The organism is Gemmatimonadota bacterium (genome assembly GCA_040388625.1).
In the GTDB taxonomy this organism is placed as follows: domain Bacteria; phylum Gemmatimonadota; class Gemmatimonadetes; order Gemmatimonadales; family Gemmatimonadaceae; genus Fen-1247.
In genome coordinates this window covers 231,816-251,858 of the sequence record JAZKBK010000003.1, presented here as the reverse complement: position 1 = coordinate 251,858, position 20,043 = coordinate 231,816, and the positions used below count along the sequence as shown (strand labels likewise).

The following is a 20,043-nucleotide window of genomic DNA, read 5'->3' as shown; positions in this document are numbered from 1 at the left end:
CATCGTCGGAACGGCGTACGATTTTCGCCCGCGGCGTTTATGCGGTGCGCAATTCTCCGACCAGGTTTCGCAGGTGCGTGCTTCCGCGCAGCAACAGGGCCGATGCTGTCGTCATCTGTTCGCATGCGGCGCTCTGTTCCTCGGTCGACGCGCTGACCTGCATTGCTGTTGCGGCATGACCCTCGGCGGTGCGTGCGACGGCGGCAAGGCCGTCGGTTGCGCGCTGAACCACGCGAACGTTGTCGTCCGCGGTGCGCGCGACTCCTTCTGCCGCACGCGTAGTGCGCTCGGCCGCAGCCGCGATCGATGCGAGCGCGTCGTCGATGTCGCGAGAGACTCGCTCCAATTCGCCGACCTGATTTTCACCGCGCTCCATCGTGCTGTAGGTACGGCTGACGCGGCTCGTAACGGAAGTGGTGAGGTCGACGACATCGTCGGCGGCTGCACGTGACTGATCGGCAAGCTTGCGAATCTCGTCCGCCACGACGCCGAACCCGCGGCCGGCTGCGCCGGCACGCGCGGCTTCGATCGCGGCGTTCAGTGACAGCAAATTCGTCTGATCGGCGATACGTCCGACAGAGATGACGAATTTGTTGATGTCGCCTACTGTCGCATTGAGTGCGCGCACTTCCTCGGCGGCCTGCCGGACTATCGTGCGAACGTCCACGAGTATCGAGAGAGTCCGCTCCAGCTCCGTGCGCTTGTCGGCTGCCTGACCGTGAATCGACGCGGCGAGCGCCTGTACTTCCTCGGCGCCGGCTGCGACGCTGTCAGCCGCGTCGCGAATCGTGTCGAGCGAGTGGGTCACTACCTTGATTTGCCGCACCTGCGCCTCGGCGCCAGCTGAAACCTGCGTCACGGCTTCCGACACCTGGTTGGCGGTGTCCGAAATCTGCTGCGACGCGCTGGCGAGGTCACCCGCCGAGTGGGTCACATCGTCGGCAGTCTGCGTCGCGACGTCGATGACGCGCGACAGCGAATCTGCCGCGTGATTCATCGCGATTGCGACCGTCGCAAATTCACCCGGGAGGCCGGCGGTCTCGGTGCGGGCCGTGAGATCGCCTTCGCTGAAGCTGCGAGCGTGTCTGGACAACTCACGAAGTGGCGTCGCGATTGCGCGGATGGTGCGAATCGCGATCATGATGGCGAGCAACACGGCGATGGCGACGGCACCCAGTACCGCTGTCGCGCGCCACTTCGCCAGATAATCGATATGGCTCGTCGCGTTCGAGACATCGGTGGCCTTGGTGTCCTCGAAACGCGTGAGATCCCCGAGAAGACCGGCAACCACGACGCGCGCCTGCTCGGCCTGCGCGCGGGCTTCCTGTGTGCGTCCCATATCGCGAAGGCGATGCGCGAGCGCGTAGGCGTTCTCGAAGTCCGCAAGTCTGTTATCGACCGCGGCGATCGCTGCAACTTCGGTCGGCGTTGCACGTTGCGTGCTGCCGAATCGACGCTGCAGGCCGTGCGCCGAGTGTCCAAGCTGGCGAAATTCACGCAGCGATACGGAATCTCCATTGGCGAGATAGGCGGACGCGGCCTGGATCTCTCGCGTCACGATGTTCGAATAATCCGAGGTCTGCTGCGCCGTGGCGAGTACGCTCTGCAGCTCACCTGTAACGTCGCCCGCTCCGGCCCGCACCGCCATCCATCCGACAGTCCCGGCGATTACCAGGCAGAATACAAGCGCCGCAAATCCCACGAGCAGGGTATCCCTGATCGTCGTGAGACGCAGATGTTCGCGGATACTCATCGGCGCTCCACAGGAAGCATGAGCCCGTCGTGTATGCGGGTCATACGGAAGGTATCTCCAACTGGATCGGTGCCATTAAACCAGGTGGGGCCGGACAGGCTCGCGAATGCGGTCGATTGCTTCAGCGATGAGAGATAATCGCGAATTTCGGTTCTGGTGGTAGCGCCGCTCCTGAGCGCGCTCGCGATCAGCCGTGTCGCGTCGTACGCCAGCGCGGCATGTGCGTCCGGCACCATCCCGTACCTGGCGCGAAATGCGGACGCGAACCTCTGCGTTGCTTCGCTGCTGTTCTGCGCGGTGAATGGTGTTCCGACAAAGGCTCCCTCCGACGCAGGGTCACTCACCACACCCTGCCATCCGTCGCCACCCAGGAACGTGGCCGACAGGTGTTGCCTGCGCGCCTCGCGCAGCACCTTGATTCCAAGATCCTCATCGCTTGCGACGAATACGATGTCGGGAGCGTGTGTCTTGAAGTACGTGATGTACGGCTCGAGGTTCGTGTCGGTGCCGATCGGATCTGTGCTCAGAACCTGGCCCTTGAAGCTGTGCAGGAACGCGTCGGACAGCCCGCGTCCATACGAGTCGTTGTGATACAGAACGGCGACCCTTGCGGGACGGTGCAGCGAGTCGCTCAGCGACGATGCGAAGCGCGCGAGCGTTATTCCGTTCACAGAATCGCTGGTGCTCATGCGAAACACCCACGGCGAGATCCCGGTTATGTCGGGCGACGACGGCGTCGTGGCCACAGCTGGAAGATGACCGCCGTCGTATACGCGCGCAGCAGATACCTCGGCACCGGATCCCGCGTGGCCAATCACCGCAAGAATCTTCCGGTTCGCCACGAACTCACCAGCGACGCGAGCTGCGTCGGCTCCGCTTGCACGATCGTCACTTGCGACGACGCGTAGCGGCACACCGTCTATCCCGCCGGCGCGGTTGATCTCATCCACAGCGAGATCGATCCCGTGCTGGTTCTGGATTCCGTAGGCCACAGTCTGGGGACCGGCCGCGCCAAGCAGGTACTCCCGAGGCTGACGGGAGCAGGCGACCAAGGTGCTCAAGGTGCTTATGGACGCGGCAAGAGCCGCGACGACGATACGACGATCCAACAAAACCTCCAATGCCACCAATGCAACCGAGACAGCCAGGCAGGCCATCGGCTCGACGCCGCTCCACTCGATGCCGCCCTACAAGGACGACATGGACGAGCACTGTGTCACCATCTCACCAGACGGGGACGCAGCTCTAGAGAGAGTTTCGGCAGGCGACGGCGTCGATTGAAGCCAGCGGCCTCCGCCCACGGTCCTGTATGTAGCGGGATTCGGTTAATTTTCGCCTATGCGCAGAGAGCCCTTCACGGTCGGAATCATCCAGGAAGCGGTCGCCGCAACGCCCGCCGAGACGCTGGACCGGGCAGTGACCCGGATCCGGGAAGCCGCGGGCCGCGGGGCCCAGATCATCTGCCTGCAGGAGATGTTCAACTCTCACTACTTCTGCACCAGCCAGAGCTGCGAGCGGTTCGACATCGCGGAGCCCATTCCCGGGCCGGTAACGGATCGGATGCAGGAGCTGGCCCGGGAGCTCGAGGTCGTGATAATCGTCCCCATCTTCGAGCGTCAGGCCGCTGGACTCTATCGCAACTCGGCTGCGGTGATCGACGCCGACGGCTCGCTGCTGGGTGTGTATCACAAAATGCACATCCCCGACGACCCGCTGTACTACGAGAAGTATTACTTCACGCCTGGCGACGCGAACCGCACATACGAGAAGGAAGAACACCCGGGGGCTAGCGGCTTTCGAGTCTGGAAGACGCGCTATGCCGATGTCGGCGTCCTGATCTGCTGGGATCAGTGGTATCCGGAGGCCGCACGTATCACCGCACTACTCGGTGCCGACGTCATCTTCTATCCTACGGCGATTGGCTGGCATCCCGCGGAGAAGGCGGAGTTCGGGCCGGCGCAGCTGGATGCATGGCGTACGGCGCAGCGCGCGCACGCGATTGCGAATGGCGTGTATGTCGCCTCGCCCAACCGCGTGGGATTCGAGGAGGAGTCGGGCACCGATGGAATCGAATTCTTCGGCCACTCTTTCGTGTCGGATCCGTTCGGAAGAGTGATCGCCGAGGCGGGGCTCGAGCCGAGCGTGCTCGTCGCGAAATGCGATCCTGCCCTGATCGAGTACACGCGCCGCAACTGGCCATTCCTGCGTGACAGGCGTATCGACGCATACTCACCCATTCTGAATCGGTACCTGGGGTGACGCGCTGGCGCATGCCGGCCGAATGGGAGCGCCACGACGCGACCTGGATAGCATGGCCACACCACGAGCCCGATTGGCCTGCAAAACTCGAGGCTGTACGCTGGGCGTATGCCGAAATTGCACGGGTGCTCGCCATGCATGAACGCGTCGAGATCCTGTGCCACGACGAGCGCGTTCGCGATTCTGCCGTGGCGATGCTGCGTTCGCACGACGTTGCGATGCAGCGCGTCAATCTGCGGCTCGTTCCGACAGATCGCGTGTGGCTGCGCGATTCCGGACCGTCGTTCGTTTGGAACGAGAACGGCGAAGTCGAGATGATCGCGTGGGATTTCAACGCCTGGGCCAAGTACGACAACTTCACGCGTGACCGCCGAGTTCCCGACGCGATCCAGAACGCGACTGGGTTGCCCATGACGTCTGCGATGCGTCCGGACGACGCAAGTCGGAGATTGGTGCTCGAAGGGGGTGGGATCGAGGTGAATGGACAGGGAAGAATCCTCGTCACCGAGGAATGGTTGCTGAGCGACGTGCAGGTCCGCAATCCAGGTGTCACGCGCGCTGGATACGAAAAAGCATTCGCTACCTACCTTGGCTGTCATGACACCATCTGGCTCGGCAACGGATGCGCCGGTGATGACACGCACGGACACATTGACGACATGGCGCGTTTCGTCAACTTCGATACCGTCGCGTTGGCGTACGAAGCCGATCCGTCGGATGCGAATCACGCGTCGTCCGTGGACAATCTGGAACGGTTGCGTCTCGCGGCGGAGCGGCAGCCGTTGAACGTCGTGCTGCTGCCGTATCCGCGTCCGGTCATGATGGATGGACAGAGACTTCCGGGGAGTTACGCGAATTTCTACATCGCGAACGAAGTCGTTCTCGTGCCCACGTTCAATGATGCGAACGACCGCGTTGCGCTCGAAACCATCGCCACACTATTCCCGGATCGCACGGTGATCGGAATACATGCCGTGGATCTCGTGTGGGGGATGGGAACGCTGCACTGCCTCACGCAGCAGCAGCCGGCGATGGCGATCGATTACCGCGGCACCTGACCACGACGGGGAATGGCGGCACATGAGCGACGCGATGGGAACGCAGCTCACCGTTATCTACGACGGCCATTGCAGTGTCTGCACGCGGCTCGCGGAGCGGGTCGCCAAACTTGATACGCACCACGTTCTGGAGATCGTGCCGTCGCAGTCAGCGGGAGTTCGGGCCCGGTTTCCATGGATTCCCGCAAGCGCGTACGACGAATCGCTTCAGGTAGTGCGTGCTTCCGACGGCTGGACCTGGGAAGGGGCGGCGGCGGTCGAGGAGATCATAAAGGCGTTGCGCGCCGGATGGGTTGTATCGTGGTTGTTCCGGCTACCGTTCGCGCGGCAAGTCGCTCAGCGCGGATACCGATGGTTTGCCGATCACCGCGGCCAGCCTGGCTGCGGCGACCATTGTCGGATTCACGCAATTCCGCCCGCGGCGGGAACGAAAAACTCATAATTCCCGCGTCCCCGTGCCTTCGCTGCGTACATCGCGGAGTCGGCGTTGCGCAGCAGGACATCGGGATCTATCGCAGATTCGCGTTCGCGGGTTGTGTCGCCGAGTGCGGCGCAAACGATTCCGATGCTGGCGCCGACCACGACCTCCCGGTGGTCGATCCTGATCGGACCGCGCACGAGATGTAACACGCGCTTCGCAACCATGCGAACTTCATCCGCGTCTCGGAGACGCTCCAGCAAGATGGCGAATTCATCGCCACCCAGTCGTGCGGCGGTATCGGAGCCGCGTGTGGCGTCGCGCAGGCGGTCGGCCACCGTTGCGAGGACCAGATCGCCGGCATCGTGCCCGAAGATGTCGTTCACAGCCTTGAAGCCGTCGAGATCGATGTAGAGGATTGCGAGTCCGCTCCGTCCATCATCGGGTCTCTTGCCGGATCTGGTACGACCGATTGCGTCGACGACTTTCGCACGGAATCGTGTTCGATTCACGAGGCCGGTGAGGGTATCGTGATATGCGCGATGTGTGAGCTCGACTTCCAGTTGCTTGCGCTCGCTGACGTCACGCCCGTTGATGACGAGACCCATCACGACGGGATCGTCGAGCAGGTTCGTGCAGATGGCTTCAACCCATCGCTCGCTGCCGTTGGCGGCGCGGATGCGCCACTCGCACGGGCCGCTCGCGGTGACTTCTCCGTCTCCCGCAGCGATGGCCTGCGCGATGTCGGCCTGAACGACCGCCATGTCGTCGGAGACGAAGAACTCCCAGAATGTGCGTCCGATAACTTTTTGAGGGGCGTGACCGAGAACGCGAGCGACCGCGGGGCTGGCCTCGCGTACCGTTCCATCTGCTTCGAGCACCAGCACCATGTCGGACGAATGCTGGACGAGCGCACGGAAGTGTGCCTCGCGCGCGAGCCGCTCGCGGACGAGCTCGGCGTTTCTCCGCTGCGCCGCGACCTGACGCGCGATCACGATCGCTGTCACCACCATCGCTCCGACGACAATCGTGGTGACAGGGAAGTCCGCGGCGATGGACAGCCGGTGGCCAACTGGCAACACGCCTGCGGCGTGCGCCTCGGTTCGAAATGCCTCGACTATCAGCGTTGCGTAAATTGCCGCTATCGCCAGGTACGGAATGAGGCTCTGCGGATGATTGCGCCGTTCATGCGACGTGAGATGTACCGACCCGAAATCCTGCTGCACGTTCTGGTACTGGGCGAACACTGCCGCCGTGGCCATCCATGCGACCACAGCCCACACCACGTAGAAGAACCGGCCGCTCTGTGAGTCATGGGCGATGTATGCCCACATGTAGAGCAGATCGGCCGCTGTATTCAGAAGAATGCTGACGGCAAGGATGCGAATGGACCGCAGACTTCCCGGCATCGGACGCCGGAGCAACAACACCACGGCTGCGAACAGAAGCACCACGTCGGCAACCGGGTAGGCCAACGCGTACATGGCCGTGCGCCAGTCCGATCCGGCCGCGACGAGGGCAGCTCGTAGCAGCAGATGCCACGTCAGCAGGGTTGCCACGCCAGCGACGATTGCACCATCGAACCAGAACGTCGACCGGTCCCCACTGGCCATGCGCCGGACAGGGAAGGTAACGAGGGCCGCCAGCAGGAACACGTCGTACGTGGCGGCGATCAGTTGGAGAGCCAGCGGGCCTGCGACGTTGCTGCCGGATGCGAGCCGGTAAACCCATGACAGGCTGACGATTCCGGTCGCAATCTGGGCTATGGCGAAGAAGCGCCAGGCGCGCCGCGTGGCCCGGTCGAGGCCGTGGCCGGACACGATGGTGCAGAGGACCGCGGTCAGCATCGAGAGGACGAACAGCAGCGACTGGGTGACGATCGGAACGCGGGAGGCGGTGCCACCGGCGCCCATACTGTCGAAGCCGACCCAGACGAGATATCCCGCGAAGCACGCGGTCGCCAGCAGGAAGAGGCCGATCTCCCAGACTGAGGTTGTCTCGCGAGTTGCTTCCGCCGGAGTCGACGGGTTGGCCTGCGCTGGCGAGTTGCGCGAAGGGGTCACAGAGTCGCTGTGACGCAGTTGTGCCCGCCCTGCCGAGTGGCAGGGTGGCTATCAAGGCGCCGAAGTGGGGCTGACTTCATTGCAGATTTGCGCCAGCTGGCATGCCGCCAGTCGCCGCGAGGGTTTTGGAGTGGCTCCGAATTCATGAATACGACTCGAGCGTTGATTTCGTAACCGTGTATCTCAAGCTGGGGCGGCGGGATTCGAACCTGCAACTTCCCGAGTAACAGTCGGGCGGTCTGCCAATTGACCTACACCCCATCGGGATTGCCATGAGTTTCGGCAATGAGCGACGAGTTCTAAACGAAAAACCCTTCTGAGCGACGGCTCCGAAGGGCGAATGTGCAACCGGTATGTCTGGTGCTGTCAGATCATCCGCGCAACACGATCACCCTCTCCAAGCAGTTTCGCTCGAGATTGCATGGGACCACATTGTTTGCGTGTTTGAATGACGGCATTGAACCACGATACAGCTCCGTACTCGCGCCCGCAAGGAGGAACTTGCAGGCGGATGTGTCATGCCGCCGTGATTTACGACAGTCGTGTCAGATGCAGCTGTCTGGCGAGCTCTGCCGCGTCGGCTGGAAGAATTGCAGGAGCAAACGATTCAGGCACTGCGCGATCGGGATCTTTCAGTCCGTTGCCTGTAAGCACGCACACCGAGCGCATTCCTGGCGCGACGCGTCCGTTGCGAACAGCGATTCTGAGTGCGGCGATCCCCGCGGCAGAGGCGGGCTCGCAGAACACGCCTTCGAGCTCGGCGACCTTGTGATACGATTCAAGAATTTCATCGTCGGTGACTGCGCTGAATTCACCGCCCGATGACGTTACCGCATTCACCGCCGACTTCCAGCTAGCCGGATTGCCGATGCGTATTGCGGTCGCTACGGTTTCGGGATTCGCGACCGGTGCGCCGTGTACCAGCGGCGCGGCGCCGGCGGCCTGTGCGCCGATGAACATGGGCATGCGTGTACTGCGGTTCGCGTCCCGATAGATGCGGAAACCTTCCGAATACGCGGTGACGTTACCGCCATTGCCGACGGGTAGCGCGACAACTTCCGGTGCATCGCCGAGTACGTCGCACACTTCGAATGCAGCAGTCGTCTGGCCAGCTATGCGATGTGGGTTGACCGAGTTCACGAGCGCGACGCGGTAATCACGTGCGAGATCGCGCGCGACCGACAGTGCCTGGTCGAAGTTTCCATCGAGCGTGATCACAGTCGCACCGGCCATGATGGCCTGCGCAAGCTTGCCGCGCGCAACCTTTCCAGCGGGCAGCAACACTACAGCCTCAATGCCAGCGCGCGCCGCGTAAGCAGCAGCACTTGCCGAGGTGTTGCCGGTGGACGCACAGATTATCGTCGTCGAGCCAGCCTCGATCGCCTTGGCGACGGCGACCACCATCCCGCGATCCTTGAACGATCCGCTCGGATTGGCCCCTTCGTACTTGAGGTGCAGATCGTCCACGCCAACCCACTTCGCAAGGCGCGGAGCTGCAAGCAGAGGGGTGTCGCCCTCTGCGAGAGACAGGGCAGGGGTCGCTGCCGTCAGCGGAAGAAATTCTGCATAGCGCGCCAACACGCCCCGTGCTGTGGGTGGTCTGGTACTGGAGTGCGTTACTTCGGATGTCGCTGATTGCATTACGAGTGGATATATCAACTCCGAGCCATTCCCGCCAGTTCCGGCTCCCGCTGAGATGCGGCCGGCAGATCGGGTCTGAGTGATGCGGCGTCGCGGAGGTAGATCGGCACGAGCGGCGCTTGCGAGGCGCGCCGGTCGACGTGCAGGAGCACTCGAAGACAGCGCGGCTGGGCATCGGGAACGTCGATCTCGGACGCGCACAGCATCGGAACGTCGTTCCAGCCGAGGTCGCGTGCGGCGGTGGCGGGGAAGGCGGAACGCAGGTCCGTCGTGGCGGTGAACACTGCGCTGACGATATCGCTCTTTCTGATATCGTTGTGCGCCATGAGGGTGGTCAGCAGCTCGCGTATGGCGTCGTGGACGAGCAGCTGATTGTCTCCCGCGACGGTGGTTGCGCCGCGGACTGCCCGGACGCGCCACGCGTCCAGATCGGGTGTGATCACCATCGTACGACCTCGCTCGCGCGCGGCATGCGCGATGCACCGCTGTTACGCACCGGACGCGCCAGTATGAGAAAGTGTGTCACGTTGTCGGGGACATCCTGGATGTCCGCTTCGAGTACGACGAGACCATAGCGTTCGGCAGCGAAGCGCCCTGCGATTGCCGCGGCGTTACGCGTGCCGTGCATTGCGAGGTCACGGGCGGCGCCGGCGGTGTCATAGCCCGATATCGGCCTGATTTTCGGATGCGCTGCGAGGAACTTGCCGCACTGCGCGAGCGCGACGGGATGGCTGGTCACGGATTCGATGTCCTCGATTCGATGACCTGGAAGGGCGAGCAGATGGTGTCGCACGACGACGTGGGTATCCCCGATCACGATGAGCCCATATGGCGAGCTCCTGGCAAGCCTGACGGCTGCACATCCACCGGCGATGTCGCCCACCACGGAGTTCCACACGGGCAGTATCCCGAAATCGGCCATCTCCCACGCCACGTCGGTGACTACGTGCTCGAACGATGCCGATGGCGCTGGCACCGCATCACCGTGCCAGCGTTGCGCGATTGCCTGATGTCCGTATGCGCCGAGCTCGCCCTGAAATGCAACGTGGATACCGTCGTCGGGGTGTTCGTGTGTGGAAGAGAGTCGCGCGGTCGAGCGGTGTGTCGCGATCATGCGGCCACCACTGTCAGAGTCTCTTCCGCGAGAGTCTCCTCCGCAAGCCGTCGCGTGTCGTGCGACCTGGTAGCGACGTCGCTCGCAGCGATGTTAGGCACGACCGGAGATGGAATCGGCTTGCGGACCGCGCGGTTGGTCGCAGCGGCGATCAGTGAGATGCCATGCATGAGATCGGTGAACTGCGCGAACGTCAGCTGCTGATCTGCGTCGGAGCGCGCAGCCGATGGATCGGGGTGTACCTCGACGATCAATCCATCGGCGCCGGCGGCGATCGCCGCGAGGGCGAGCGGCAGCACGAGATCCGCACGACCGCCGGCATGACTCGGGTCGACGATCACGGGAAGATGCGTCTCTGCTTTCAACACGGGGATCGCCGATATGTCCAGTGTGTTGCGGGTGATCGTCTCGAACGTTCGGATGCCGCGTTCGCACAGTATCACGCGCTCGTTCCCGTTGGCCATCACATATTCGGCGGCAAGCAGAAGCTCCGAAATTCGCGCCGATGCACCGCGTTTGAGGAGTACCGGTTTTCCCGCCCGTCCCAGCTCGGCGAGCAGTGGAAAGTTCTGCATGTTGCGTGCACCGACCTGAAGCACGTCGGCGATCTGTGCGACGCGCGCGACCTGGCGCGTATCCATCACTTCGGTGACGATCGGCATCCCAGTCTGCTCGCGGACCGATGCGAGCAGCAGAAGTCCTTCCTCGCCGAGCCCCTGAAATGCGTAGGGGGATGTACGCGGCTTGAATGCGCCGCCGCGCAGCAGCGTGCCACCGGCCGACTGCACGTGCCGCGCGCTGGCGAGGAGCATGTCGTATCCCTCGACGGAGCACGGGCCAGCCGCGACGACCACATCATGTCCGCCGATGATCAGTGTGGGAGTCACGCGGACGGGCTTGGTCGATGATCTGGCGTCACCAACAGTTGTCGGGTGCGCGGCTAATGTGTATTCAGGAGCTGACTGGGACATCTGGAGCCTCGGTGGATCGGTCGGAAAAACAAAAAAGCCCTGAGGATTGAATCCCCAGGGCGTGATATCGAGAGCGCTGCTTCTGTACTTCTAGCCTTGCTGTCCTTGTCTGGCCAGGTACCCGCGTGCGACGATTACACCCTGGGGAAGTCCCCAGTAGCTGGCGTAGTAATAAAATCGCGTGGCGGGAGAAGAGTGGCGCATCGGAAATAAAATTGTGGTGATGGCCGCGATCGCGCAAGCCGGGATTTCATCTCGCGGCCGATTTCCGAGCGACCAGAGTCCCATGCGAGTCACGGCAATTGACGGTCACGGCACCGGCGCGAGCTGCTGATACACGATCGTTATCGTATTCCCTGTAGTTGCCGCGGTCATCTTGGTGGGCCACGCACCGGAGAGACGCGTGCGCGAATTGGCGCCGCCGCCGATGCGGTCGATCTCGACTGTCTTGCGCTGTACAGTGTCCTTGTAGCCGGAGTTGTCGGCCTTCATCCATGCCTGGATCGCTGAAACGAGCGCGGGATCGGCGGTCGTCAGCATGACGGTGCCCTGGTCTGCGGACACTATCTGTTTGGAGGGAAGGTTCGGAGTCGAATCCTGATGCAGAACGACGGCATTGCCTGGAAGATTCACCACGGCTGTCGCAGTACCGGCCGGCGCTCCGTCGATCGACACGCGGTAATCGCTGGAGGTCGTGTCCTGCGCTGAAGCACATAGCGGTGCGATCATGAATGCGGTCGCGATTACAGCGATCGCAGCAAGGCGGAGATTCAAACGCGTGTTCGAGGTCAGCGAATGCATAGCCTTCTCCCGGAGAGAGTTGGAAGCCGTAAGGGCAAACGTCGGACCAATGCGATCTGAAAGTCACGCATTCCAGCGCCCGGACGACAAGGGCACCGCGATTCGGAATGAATCGCGGTGCCCTTGTCCAACGGAACGCGTCAGGAGCAGCCTACCGTCGCATCAGCGAGCGGAGGACGTAGGGTAGAATGCCGCCATGCCGGTAATACTGCATCTCTTCAGGTGTGTCGATCCGTGACTGCGCCTTGAACGTGCGCACGGTGCCGTCTCTGGCTGTGGCCCGGACGGTGACCAGCGCGTGCGGACGCATCTCGTCGTTCATTCCGTCGATGTCGAAGGTCTCGAAGCCGGTGAGGCCGAGCGACTGACGCGTCTCGCCGTTCATGAACTCGAGCGGAATCACTCCCATTCCGACGAGATTGGAGCGGTGAATGCGCTCGAACGATTCTGCGATGACTGCGCTCACTCCGAGCAGCAGCGTTCCCTTCGCGGCCCAGTCGCGCGACGATCCGGTGCCGTATTCCTTTCCGGCGATGATGATCAGTGGAATGTTGTTCTTCTGATACTCCATCGACGCATCAAAAATTGTTGATGCTTCTCCACCGGGCTCCGTCGCGGTCCATCCGCCCTCGGTGCCGGGGGCCAGCTCGTTGCGGAGGCGGATGTTGGCGAACGTTCCGCGCATCATCACCTCGTGATTGCCGCGCCGCGAGCCGTACGAATTGAAATCCTTGGTCGCGACGCCGTGCGCGATGAGCCACTTGCCCGCGGGACTTGCGGCGGGAATCGATCCGGCCGGAGAGATGTGATCGGTGGTGATCGAGTCGCCGAGCATCGCGAGTGCGCGTGCGCCCTTCACCGGCTTGACGCCGGGCGGGGTCATCGTCATTCCTTCGAAGTACGGCGGATTCTTCACGTAGGTGGAGTTCTCATCCCACGCGTAGAGATCGCCTTCGGGGATGGGCAGCGAACGCCACGTCTCGTCTCCCTCGAACACGTTCGCGTACTGCTTGCGGAACATGTCTGCACGTACACTGCGAAGTATCTCGTCCGCGACTTCCTTGGGCGCGGGCCATATGTCACGCAGGAACACGGGGCCGTCCTTGCCGATTGCAAGCGGCTCCGTCTCGAAGTCGATGTCCATGCGGCCGGCGATCGCGTAGGCAACCACGAGCGGGGGCGACATGAGATAGTTGAAGCGCGTCATCGGATTGATGCGCCCCTCGAAGTTGCGATTGCCGGACAGGACCGCCGCGACTACGAGCTTGCCGGATTCCACGGCTTCCGCGATCGGCTGCGGCAGCGGACCGGAATTGCCGATGCATGTCGTGCATCCGTAACCAACGGTGTTGAAGCGAAGCTTGTTCAAGGCTTCTGTCACGCCTGCGGCGTTGAAGTAGTCCGTCACGACCTTGGAGCCGGGAGCGAGACTGGTCTTGACCCACGGCCGCGTGCTCAATCCCTTGGCGACCGCATTGCGTGCGAGCAGTCCGGCGGCGAGCATCACGCTGGGGTTGCTGGTATTGGTGCAGCTGGTGATCGCCGCGATTACCACCGATCCGTGACGGAGAGAGAACTGCTCGCCGTTCATCGTGACGCTCACGGATTCATCCGAGGGCAGTTGCTCGGTTGCAACGGTTGCGGGATCGAGCTGGTTCGGCGCGCTCACCGCTGTCGCGCGACGAAGAATTGCAGCTGCGCCGGCCGGCGTCGCGCGCTCGAGATCGACGGTCAAGGCCTCGCGGAACATGGTCTTGGCCTGGCGCAGCGGAATGCGGTCCTGCGGCCGCTTGGGACCGGCGATGCTCGGCGTAACGGTGCTCAGATCCAGCTCTACCGTATCGGTAAATTCAGGCTCGGGCATGTCGTCGGTGCGGAACATCCCCTGTGCCTTGCAATACGCTTCGGCGAGATCGGCGCGCTCCTCGCGTCCGGTGAAGCGGAGGTAGCGAATCGTCTCGTCGTCCACGGGGAAGAAGCCCATGGTTGCACCGTACTCCGGAGCCATGTTTCCAAGTGTCGCGCGATCGGCGAGCGACAGAGACGAGAGCCCGTTGCCGTAGAACTCGACGAACTTGCCGACGACTTTCTTCTTGCGAAGCATCTCGGTGACAGTGAGCACCAGATCCGTCGCGGTCGCGCCAGGTGGAAGCTTACCGTGCACCTTGAATCCGATGACTTCCGGAATGAGCATCGACACGGGTTGGCCGAGCATGGCCGCCTCCGCTTCGATTCCACCAACGCCCCAACCCAGCACGCCGAGCCCGTTGATCATCGTGGTGTGCGAGTCCGTGCCGACGAGCGAATCGGGGTATGCGATTGTCTCGCCATTGTCGTCGCGCGTGAATACGCAGCTCGCCAGATATTCGAGATTCACCTGGTGCACGATGCCGGTGTCTGGCGGAACGACGCGGAAGTTTCTGAACGCCGTCTGGCCCCATCGCAGGAACGCATAGCGCTGTCTGTTGCGCTGCAATTCCATGTCTGCATTGATGAGGAACGCGGCTTCGGAGCCGTACTCATCGACCTGAACCGAGTGATCGATCACGAGATCGACCGGCTGGAGCGGGTTGATGAGCGTGGCATCACCGCCCAGCTTCGAAAGCGCATCCCGCATCGCGGCGAGATCGACGACGGCCGGTACCCCGGTGAAGTCCTGCAGCAGCACGCGTGCGGTCTTGAAGGCGATTTCCTTTTCCGCCCTGTCCTTCACGCGCCAGTTTGCGAGTGCGAGGACGTCGTCGCGCTTGACGAAAGCGCCGTCCTCGTTTCGCAACAGGTTCTCGAGCAGGATCTTGAGGCTGACGGGAAGTCGGTCCGAGTTTCCGCCAGAAGGCGACGTGAGGGCGTCGAGGCGGAAAATTGTGTAGTCGCGTCCGGCGACAGATAGTGTCGCGCGGGATCCGAACGAATTCGGGTGCGTCATTTGTGTGGTTCTCGGTGCGGTCGCGCACGGCCGCGCGGGACTGCGCCGGCGTGCGGCGGTGCGCGGTGAAAGGCGGAGCCACTGCATGGCGCGAGCTTCCGAGCCATGCAGGCTGTTACAAATCTATACTAATTCGCCGTTGTCTGGCGCCTGTAAAGCGGGGTGCTTGCGAAGTTTCAGCCGCCGCAATGTCGCAGGACGCTCCGTGGCGCGCCCGCGGCGGGGAACATTGCCTGCGCGCGGAGTGCATGTGGGCGCGCCAGCGCACAGCCCTGTCGGTTGAGAGCGAGCAAGGCCAGCCGCATCTGGATCCGGTAGCTGCCGGGATCCAGGATGGCGGCCTGCTCCACTCTCCCGAGCCGGTCACCGGTGCCGAACGCCTGCATCGCGAATGTCATACCCGTGCTCTGCAGGGCGAAAAGGAATAGTGGTACGACGAGGACGAGCGACCAGCGCGCTCGTGAACCTGTGCTCGGAGTCCACTCGGAACGCGTTCGTCCCGTCGCGCCGAGCGCGCCGAGCGACGCCCAGACAATGAAGGCGGGGGCCGCGAGTATCAGGACCGCGTCGAAGAATCCGACTGCGATCGCGATCAACACAGTCGCCGTAACAGCGACGGGCAGAAATGGATCGCGCGCATCCGGATTGTTGGCAGTGCTTCCGCGTGTCAGTTGAAATGCATTGATGATGATTCCAGCGAAGGCCAACAGCAGCGCAACGACGGTAATCACTCCGCGCTCCGCAACGAGAGCGACCCAATCGCTACTCGGCCACGGGTTTGCGGTCACGTTGTCGTCGCGCGTCAGCGAGGGATCGTTACGGGAAGCGAATCTCGGGTAGTGCACCGGCCAGTTGCCCGGACCGACACCGAGGATTGGATATGCCTCGACCATGTGGAGCGTGTTGCGGTACTGTATGATCCTTCCGCGTCCACTGCCGCTGTTGTACGCGACCACACCGCGCACGGAGTCGAGATATGGAGAGTCGCTCTTCCAGTTGAGTCTGTTGGGAAGAACCAGTGAGAGCACGACGCCGACGACGGCGAGGATCCCGAGAAGGACCAGTCGTCGTCCGGCGTCCGCGTGCGGCACCCGGAGAGCGGCGCGCCACACTGGCATCGCGAGGAGAATCGCGACCACGAGGAGCGCCAGCCATGCGGCGCGCGAGCGCGATAGCACCAGCGCGGCGGCCAGAATCGCGCCGCCCAGCGCGCAGAGAAGCACTGCTATCGCTCGTCGTGCCGTTACTGCGTACCACACGAGGAGCGGCACACCGATCGCGGACACGTGCGCGACGAAGTTCCGATTTCCGAACGTACCGCCGGGTGCGCGGCTCAGCGTGAAGTAATCGCTTTCGAGTCCGTAAGCCTGCGCGAGCGAGCTGGCCGCGCCGAGGACCGTCGCCAGTACTATCACTGCCATGAGCGGGCGCTTTAGGCCGCTTGCCGCCAGTGATCGCGCGCACCAGAAAACGGCGAGTCCGGAGATCGTGATGGCCACGGAGCGCATCGAGAGCCACCGATTCGATGCGAAAATTGCGGAGACGACCGACAGCACACCGAACGCGACGAGGAAGAAGTCCACGCGGTCGAGCGCCAGTGTGCGCAGACGGCCCAGGCAGAACAGCACGCAGACGAAGGCCGCCACGTGAAGCGCAAGCTCTTTCGGTACGAAGAACCGGTCCAGCTCGAACGGCTTGAACGGCGTCGAGGCGAGAACGACAGCCAGCGCTCCGATCTGGAGCGCGCCCAGAGCCACGAAGCGCTTCGGTCCGATTGAGTTTGATCGCCCCTGTGAAACCATGTCCCTCAGTGTGACAGACTACGCGAATGCCGGCGTGATCGAGGTATAACTCGGGACGCGGATACATCTGCGCCCTCTGGCGGGTAATTTATCTGTAGAAGAATACAGTGTTCCCACCAATCAGAGGACACACAATAGTGCCCATCTCCCGTCATGCGTCCATCGCCGGCCTGGCGTTGATTCTTGTTTCCGCCGCCGCGGCTGCCCAGCAACCTGCAACTGCCGTGATGCCGGTTCGCGAGATAGACGCCAATCTCCGATTCCTCTCGTCCGATCTCCTTGAGGGCCGCGCACCTGCAACGCGCGGCGGCGCGCTCGCCGAGCAATTCATCGCCGCGCAGCTCGAATCGTATGGCGTGAAGCCAGGCATGAACGGCTCCTATTTTCAGAAGGTGCCCATCGACATCGTGACGGCGGAACCTGCGACGATCAAGGTAACGGCGTCCGGCAAGGCGACTGCAAATCTTCATTCAACCGGTGATGTGGTGGTCTGGGCCGGCTCTGCGACGCCCGCGAGCGAAGCACGGGGCGAGCTCGTCTTTGTTGGATATGGTGTGAAGGCACCGGAATATCGTTGGGACGATTTCAAGGGAATGAATCTCAAGGGGAAGATCCTGCTCGTTCTCGTGAACGATCCGCCGGCGACTTCGGCGGAGCCGGCGTTGTTCGGCGGCAAGGCGATGACCTACTACGGCCGATGGACCTACAAGTACGAAGAGGCGGAGCGTCAGGGCGCGGCGGGAATGCTGATCGTGCACACGACGTACGAAGCGGGTTATCCGTGGCAGGTGGTGGTCTCCTCGAACTCTACAGAGCACAGGACGCTTCCCCGTCCCGAAAACGGCCCTGCTCCGATCGGGGTGCGTGGCTGGATACAGCATGACGTCGCGGCCAATCTTCTGAAGCAGGCTGGGCTGAATCTCGCGGATCTCGTAAAACAGGCTGACACGCGCGCCTTTCGTCCTGTCCCGACCGGCATAACGATCGACATGTCGTTCAGAAATCGTGTAGCTCACATGTCGGCGAACAACGTGGTGGGATTGGTACCGGGCTCGGACGCGAAGCTCGCTTCGCAGTACGTGGTCTACAGCGCGCATCACGATCACTTCGGAATCGGACCGGCGATCAACGGCGATTCCATATACAATGGTGCGTACGACAATGCGTCAGGCGTCGCCGCGATCCTCGCTGTTGCGCACGCTGCGGCGAAGGCACCGGTAAAACCAAAGCGCTCGCAGGTGTTCGCATTCGTCACCGCCGAAGAAGCAGGGTTGCTTGGCTCGCAATACTTCGGCGAGCATCCGCCCGTGCCTGCGCGCGACATCATCGCGGATCTGAATGTGGATGAAGCGAATCCCGAAGGTCCGGTCCGCGATGTCACCGTAATGGGCGACAACAAGAGCTCGCTCGGTCCCGCGCTCGCGGCGATGCTCAAGCCCGAAGGCGTTCGCATATCTCCGGACGAGCATCCGGAAGCCGGTTATTTCTATCGCTCCGACCACTTCTCGTTCGCGCGCGTTGGAATTCCGTCGACCACCATCGCAGCCGGTGTGGACTTTGTCGGCAAGCCGGCGGGGTGGGGCAAGGCACAGGCGGACGAGTACGTCGCGAAGCGATACCATCAGCCATCGGACGAGTACAATCCAAAGTGGCCACTCACGGGAACCGCACAGATCGCCGACATCGCCTACCGCTTTGGAACCGAGCTCGCCAACTCGGCGACGATCCCGACGTGGAACAAGGACGCCGAGTTCCGTGCGATTCGTGAAAAGTCTCTCAGCTCACGGTAGAGTGGACGATACAGTGGCTGACGAACTGCTTGCATTCCGCGACGAATTTCCCATTCTCGCACGGACGAATTATCTGGTCTCCAACTCGCTTGGCGCGATGCCGCGTGAGGTGCCGGACCAGCTTGCGGAATACTCGCGCGAGTGGGCCGAGCGTGGCGTGCGTGCGTGGGCGCAGGGCTGGTGGGACATGCCGGTGCGCGTTGGCGATACGATCGCGCCATTGATTGGTGCCGATGCACGCTCGGTGTCCATGCAGCCGAGCGTCTCGATCGCGCAGTCGATCGTTCTGTCAGCGATGGACTTCACCGGCGAGCGCGACACCATCGTGATGACCGAGCTGGACTTCCCTTCCGTGCGATATGCCTACGAGCAGCTGGCCCGACGATTCGGCGCGCGCGTCGTCGTCGTTCCGTCTGATGACGGACTCAGCATCGATCAGAATCGCCTGATGGAGGCGATCGACGAGCGTGTGCGACTCGTCTCCGTGTCGCACGTTCTGTTCAAGTCGGCATTCATCATGGACGCCGATGCGATCTGTGCGCACGCGCACAATGTCGGAGCCCTGGTCTCACTGGATGCGTATCATTCGGTGGGAGTGATTCCGGTGGACGTGAAGCGATCCGGCGTGGATTTTCTCACCGGCGGCGTGCTGAAGTGGCTGTGCGGCGGCCCTGGCGCCGCCTTTCTGTACGTCTCGCCCGAGGTGCGAACGACTCTGGCGCCGGCGCTGACCGGCTGGCAGGCGCACGCGCATCCGTTCGCATTCGAACAGGATATGGACTACGCGGGCGGAATCGAGCGCTGGCTTACCGGCACGCCGGCGATTCCGGCGTTGTTCGCAGCCGTCGCCGGCCCCCGGATCGTACTCGACGCCGGCATCGACGCCATTCGCGCCAAGTCAGTACGGCAGACCGAGTGGCTGATCGCCGCTGCGGATGCGCGCGGCTACCGTGTACATGCGCCACGTGAGTCCGGGCAACGCGGCGGCACCGTGGCGTTCGACGTTCCGCACGGACGTGAGGTCGCGCAATTCCTTCTGTCGCGAGACATCATCGTTGATTATCGTGTCGGAGCGGGCATCAGAGTCGGACCCCATTTCTACACGCGAGATGAGGAGCTTGACACATGCATAGGTGCGATCGACGAGTGTCTCGCCAACGGCGATTGGCGTCGCTTTTCCGAAGCCGCGAGCGCTGCCGTCGTCACCTGACGCAGCAACCGAAGCGGCAACCAAAACGGCCACGGAAGCGACAACGGCCTGGCCGCTATTATTACCTGAGCGGTCAAGCCGAGACTTTAATGATAACTAGCCGCGGGAGTGGCAGGCGACTTGCCATTTGACCGGCTTGAGCACGAATCTGGTGACTGTCGAAGTAGCGGACCGCGTTGAATATTAGTTGTGTCGGTTCTTGAACAAACCGTGTGTCGCCGAGTAGAATACGACAGC

At 62.6% G+C, this 20,043-nt stretch carries 16 protein-coding genes and 1 tRNA gene; 6 read left to right on the top strand and 11 right to left on the bottom strand.

The annotated features are described in order from the left end of the window. Nucleotides 1-37 precede the first annotated feature (37 nt). Both V4529_06785 and V4529_06780 read right to left on the bottom strand, forming a co-directional pair. On the bottom strand, nt 38-1,753 hold the full coding sequence (locus tag V4529_06785) for a methyl-accepting chemotaxis protein (protein MES2358035.1): 1,716 nt from the start codon (nt 1,751-1,753) through the stop codon (nt 38-40). Continuing rightward, entirely contained in the window at nt 1,750-2,910 is a 1,161-nt protein-coding gene (locus V4529_06780) for an ABC transporter substrate-binding protein (protein MES2358034.1), read from the bottom strand. Before V4529_06780 ends, V4529_06785 begins: the two co-directional genes overlap by 4 nt. On the opposite strand from V4529_06780, the gene V4529_06775 reads away from it, so the two are divergent. The 4 genes from V4529_06775 to V4529_06760 are packed head-to-tail and all read left to right on the top strand — an operon-like array spanning nt 2,807 to nt 5,512. Continuing rightward, nucleotides 2,807-3,034, top strand: coding sequence for a hypothetical protein (locus V4529_06775; GenBank protein MES2358033.1), 228 nt, complete (start codon nt 2,807-2,809; stop codon nt 3,032-3,034). The genes V4529_06780 and V4529_06775 overlap by 104 nt on opposite strands. Nucleotides 3,035-3,091: 57 nt before the next feature. Further along, nucleotides 3,092-4,012 carry a carbon-nitrogen hydrolase gene (locus V4529_06770; GenBank protein ID MES2358032.1) on the top strand — a complete coding sequence of 307 codons (921 nt, stop codon included), beginning with the start codon at nt 3,092-3,094 and terminating at the stop codon, nt 4,010-4,012. After that, nucleotides 4,009-5,070, top strand: a complete 1,062-nt coding sequence (locus V4529_06765) for an agmatine deiminase family protein (GenBank protein MES2358031.1) — start codon at nt 4,009-4,011, stop codon at nt 5,068-5,070. Before V4529_06770 ends, V4529_06765 begins: the two co-directional genes overlap by 4 nt. Nucleotides 5,071-5,092: 22 nt before the next feature. Next, nucleotides 5,093-5,512, top strand: a complete 420-nt coding sequence (locus tag V4529_06760; protein MES2358030.1) for a DUF393 domain-containing protein — start codon at nt 5,093-5,095, stop codon at nt 5,510-5,512. Here V4529_06760 and V4529_06755 read toward each other — a convergent pair. The 9 genes from V4529_06755 to V4529_06715 form a co-directional block, all read right to left on the bottom strand. After that, nucleotides 5,473-7,551, bottom strand: a complete 2,079-nt coding sequence (locus V4529_06755) for a sensor domain-containing diguanylate cyclase (GenBank protein ID MES2358029.1) — start codon at nt 7,549-7,551, stop codon at nt 5,473-5,475. The genes V4529_06760 and V4529_06755 overlap by 40 nt on opposite strands. Nucleotides 7,552-7,739: 188 nt before the next feature. Next, nucleotides 7,740-7,812 (bottom strand) — tRNA-Asn (locus V4529_06750). Nucleotides 7,813-8,082: 270 nt separating this feature from the next. After that, complete coding sequence (gene thrC / locus V4529_06745) at nt 8,083-9,192, bottom strand: threonine synthase (protein MES2358028.1); 1,110 nt, start codon at nt 9,190-9,192, stop codon at nt 8,083-8,085. A gap of 14 nt (nt 9,193-9,206) precedes the next feature. Next, the gene (aroH, locus tag V4529_06740; GenBank protein MES2358027.1) at nt 9,207-9,638 is read right to left on the bottom strand and encodes a chorismate mutase; all 432 of its coding nucleotides are present in this window, start codon (nt 9,636-9,638) and stop codon (nt 9,207-9,209) included. Next, nucleotides 9,632-10,306 carry a prephenate dehydratase domain-containing protein gene (locus V4529_06735; GenBank protein MES2358026.1) on the bottom strand — a complete coding sequence of 225 codons (675 nt, stop codon included), beginning with the start codon at nt 10,304-10,306 and terminating at the stop codon, nt 9,632-9,634. The genes aroH and V4529_06735 overlap by 7 nt, the downstream gene beginning before the upstream one ends. Continuing rightward, nucleotides 10,303-11,277 (bottom strand): 3-deoxy-7-phosphoheptulonate synthase, encoded by a 975-nt coding sequence (gene aroF / locus V4529_06730; protein MES2358025.1) that lies wholly within the window; start codon nt 11,275-11,277, stop codon nt 10,303-10,305. Before aroF ends, V4529_06735 begins: the two co-directional genes overlap by 4 nt. A gap of 309 nt (nt 11,278-11,586) precedes the next feature. Then, the gene (locus tag V4529_06725) at nt 11,587-12,078 is read right to left on the bottom strand and encodes a hypothetical protein (GenBank protein MES2358024.1); all 492 of its coding nucleotides are present in this window, start codon (nt 12,076-12,078) and stop codon (nt 11,587-11,589) included. A 151-nt stretch (nt 12,079-12,229) separates the two neighbouring features. Further along, nucleotides 12,230-15,004 (bottom strand): aconitate hydratase AcnA, encoded by a 2,775-nt coding sequence (gene acnA, locus V4529_06720; GenBank protein MES2358023.1) that lies wholly within the window; start codon nt 15,002-15,004, stop codon nt 12,230-12,232. 176 nt (nt 15,005-15,180) lie between these two features. Continuing rightward, entirely contained in the window at nt 15,181-16,761 is a 1,581-nt protein-coding gene (locus V4529_06715) for an O-antigen ligase family protein (protein ID MES2358022.1), read from the bottom strand. A 182-nt stretch (nt 16,762-16,943) separates the two neighbouring features. Between V4529_06715 and V4529_06710 the strand changes: the two genes are divergently transcribed. Beyond that, the gene (locus tag V4529_06710) at nt 16,944-18,596 is read left to right on the top strand and encodes a M28 family peptidase (GenBank protein MES2358021.1); all 1,653 of its coding nucleotides are present in this window, start codon (nt 16,944-16,946) and stop codon (nt 18,594-18,596) included. Nucleotides 18,597-18,609: 13 nt separating this feature from the next. After that, the gene (locus V4529_06705) at nt 18,610-19,806 is read left to right on the top strand and encodes an aminotransferase class V-fold PLP-dependent enzyme (protein MES2358020.1); all 1,197 of its coding nucleotides are present in this window, start codon (nt 18,610-18,612) and stop codon (nt 19,804-19,806) included. Nucleotides 19,807-20,043: the final 237 nt, after the last annotated feature.

What these genes read in the sequence shown, in the direction of transcription:
- V4529_06735 (MES2358026.1), bottom strand. Translation starts at nt 10,306, where the DNA reads ATGATCGCGACACACCGCTCGACCGCGCGACTCTCTTCCACACACGAA.
- thrC (MES2358028.1), bottom strand. Translation starts at nt 9,192, where the DNA reads ATGCAATCAGCGACATCCGAAGTAACGCACTCCAGTACCAGACCACCC.
- V4529_06770 (MES2358032.1), top strand. Translation starts at nt 3,092, where the DNA reads ATGCGCAGAGAGCCCTTCACGGTCGGAATCATCCAGGAAGCGGTCGCC.
- acnA (MES2358023.1), bottom strand. Translation starts at nt 15,004, where the DNA reads ATGACGCACCCGAATTCGTTCGGATCCCGCGCGACACTATCTGTCGCC.
- V4529_06760 (MES2358030.1), top strand. Translation starts at nt 5,093, where the DNA reads ATGAGCGACGCGATGGGAACGCAGCTCACCGTTATCTACGACGGCCAT.
- V4529_06725 (MES2358024.1), bottom strand. Translation starts at nt 12,078, where the DNA reads ATGCATTCGCTGACCTCGAACACGCGTTTGAATCTCCGCCTTGCTGCG.
- aroH (MES2358027.1), bottom strand. Translation starts at nt 9,638, where the DNA reads ATGGTGATCACACCCGATCTGGACGCGTGGCGCGTCCGGGCAGTCCGC.
- V4529_06780 (MES2358034.1), bottom strand. Translation starts at nt 2,910, where the DNA reads ATGGCCTGCCTGGCTGTCTCGGTTGCATTGGTGGCATTGGAGGTTTTG.
- aroF (MES2358025.1), bottom strand. Translation starts at nt 11,277, where the DNA reads ATGTCCCAGTCAGCTCCTGAATACACATTAGCCGCGCACCCGACAACT.
- V4529_06785 (MES2358035.1), bottom strand. Translation starts at nt 1,753, where the DNA reads ATGAGTATCCGCGAACATCTGCGTCTCACGACGATCAGGGATACCCTG.